General features: G+C 58.9%; 3 protein-coding genes. 2 read left to right on the top strand and 1 reads right to left on the bottom strand.

All coding sequences use genetic code 11. The annotated features are described in order from the left end of the window. Positions 1–112: 112 nt before the first annotated feature. A complete protein-coding gene (locus QK287_RS18350) occupies positions 113–628 on the bottom strand; it encodes a MarR family transcriptional regulator (protein WP_226775795.1) in 516 nt (171 codons plus the stop codon). A 114-nt stretch (positions 629–742) separates the two neighbouring features. On the opposite strand from QK287_RS18350, the gene QK287_RS18345 reads away from it, so the two are divergent. After that, a complete protein-coding gene (locus tag QK287_RS18345; RefSeq protein WP_282361125.1) occupies positions 743–1,534 on the top strand; it encodes an SDR family oxidoreductase in 792 nt (263 codons plus the stop codon). 78 nt (positions 1,535–1,612) lie between these two features. Beyond that, the coding region (locus QK287_RS18340) for a helix-turn-helix domain-containing protein (RefSeq protein WP_282361124.1) at positions 1,613–1,976 on the top strand (364 nt) is incomplete at its 3' end.

Here is a 1,976-nt window from a genome sequence, read left to right as displayed (position 1 = left end):
AACAACACCCATCCGCTAAGTGTTGCAATCACCGCGAGAACCCAAGGATCCCTCACCGGACAACCCGCATGGTTCCCGAGTTGCTAGCTGAACTCTGCGAGGACTACATGTGCTATTCCGATGCTGCGGGAGAACTGATGCCTCGCGGCGGCCGCCATCCCTCCTGTGTCCTGATTGCCTTTTGAATACGCAAGGTGATCTCTCGCAACTGGCGTCTTTGAGCGGCCGTTAGCGGGTCAAGGACCAGCCTTCTGACGGTGTCGACATGACTCGGAGTTGCCTCATTGATCACCTTGCGGCCGGCGTCGGTGAGAGTTGCTCGGGTGGATCTCCCGTCCCTGGGGTCCTGGGAGCGCCGAACCCAGCCCCGGCCTTCCAGCCGTGACACTGCGCGAGACAGTCGCGACAGAGAGCTGTTGGCAAAGCCGGCCAGATCACTCATGCGAAGTGTCCGATCAGCTGCGTCAGCCAATGCGAAGAGGATGCCGTACTCGAAGTGTGTTAGGTCAAAATCTTGCACCAACGGCGCATCGAGCGCAGGCGGCAACCACTCCAAAACGGTAGCCAGTCCCGCCCATGTCTCAAGGTCCTCACCGGCTAGTTCTACTGGAGGGCTGCTATCAGTCATACGACCAGAGTACGAGATACAGCCGGGTTTAGCTGCACATTTAGTTGACTGAGCAATCATTTACTTGTAGCATTTGGTTTCCCAAGCAAGTAAAAAATGTGAGGCAACACAATCATGGACATGCAGTTAGCGGCCAATCGGGCCTTCATTAGCGGCGCTACCCAGGGCATTGGCTACTCGATTGCGAAGGCGCTGCTTCGAGAGGGCGTGTCTGTCATCATCAACGGGCGCGATGAGAGCCGGGTCGAAAGCGCGGTGGGCAAACTTAGGGCAGAGGTGCCCGGCGCGATCGTCTCAGGCATTGCTGCTGACTTTCGCAACCCTGCGGAGGTACAGCACCTGCTGGGTTCGCTCGAGGACATCGACATCCTCGTGAACAATGTCGGACTCTTCGAAGTGAAACCCTTCGGGGAAATCTCCGATGATGACTGGGGGCGCTACTTCGATGTGAACGTTATGAGTGGCGTGCGGCTGTCACGCGCAGTACTTCCCAAAATGGTGGACGCCGGATGGGGCCGGATCATATTCATCGGCAGCGAATCGGGAGTAAACATCCCTGCCGACATGACCCACTACGGCGTGACCAAGGCAGGACTACTCGCCTTGAGCAACGGACTTGCCAAGCTCACCCGTGGTACCGGCGTTACGGTCAATACAATCCTTGGCGGACCCACCTATTCAGACGGCGTCGCCGAAACAATCGAGCAAATTGCGAAGACGCAGCAGCTCGCGACAAGTGAACTCAAGGCGGCCATCATCGGTGGAAATCAGACCTCGCTCCTCGAGCGGTTCATAGAGCCTGAAGAAATCGCAAACCTGGCAGTCTTCCTCGCAAGCCCACTCTCATCGGCAACAAACGGGGCCGCCATGCGCGCAGATGGAGGCGTACTCACTTCGATGCTCTGACGAACACGGTCATGCAACGACGAGTCGAGGCCCGCAAGGGGATCCTTGGGTTCTTGCGGTGATTGCAACACTTAGCGGATGGGTGTTGTTATGGCGGGGTATTCGATTTATGTAAGACCGGATCTTCTGCAGCTGTTTTGGGCTGGGATGCAGGCCGGTGATTTCATCACTGACGCTGTTGTGCCGATCAATACGAGCAGGCGGACTGGGCGCCGGGTCCTGGCCGAGGCCGGGGGTGTCAGGCCACGCCGCGGCAGGGATCTGAAGGGCAGGTGCCTGACTTTCGCCCAGTGTGAGGAGATCGCGGTGATGCGCGCCCAGGGATACTCGCTGCGCCGGATCGGGGCCGTGGTCGGCAGATCTGCCTCGACGGTGTCCAGGGAGCTTCGGCGCAATTCGGTGGCCGGGTTGCCTTACCGGGCGACGTCGGCCCATGCTCTGG

The organism is Arthrobacter sp. AL05 (genome assembly GCF_029960715.1).
Classification (GTDB): domain Bacteria; phylum Actinomycetota; class Actinomycetes; order Actinomycetales; family Micrococcaceae; genus Arthrobacter.
Note: the sequence above shows the minus strand (reverse complement) of the source record. Positions and strands in the feature narration are given on the sequence as shown.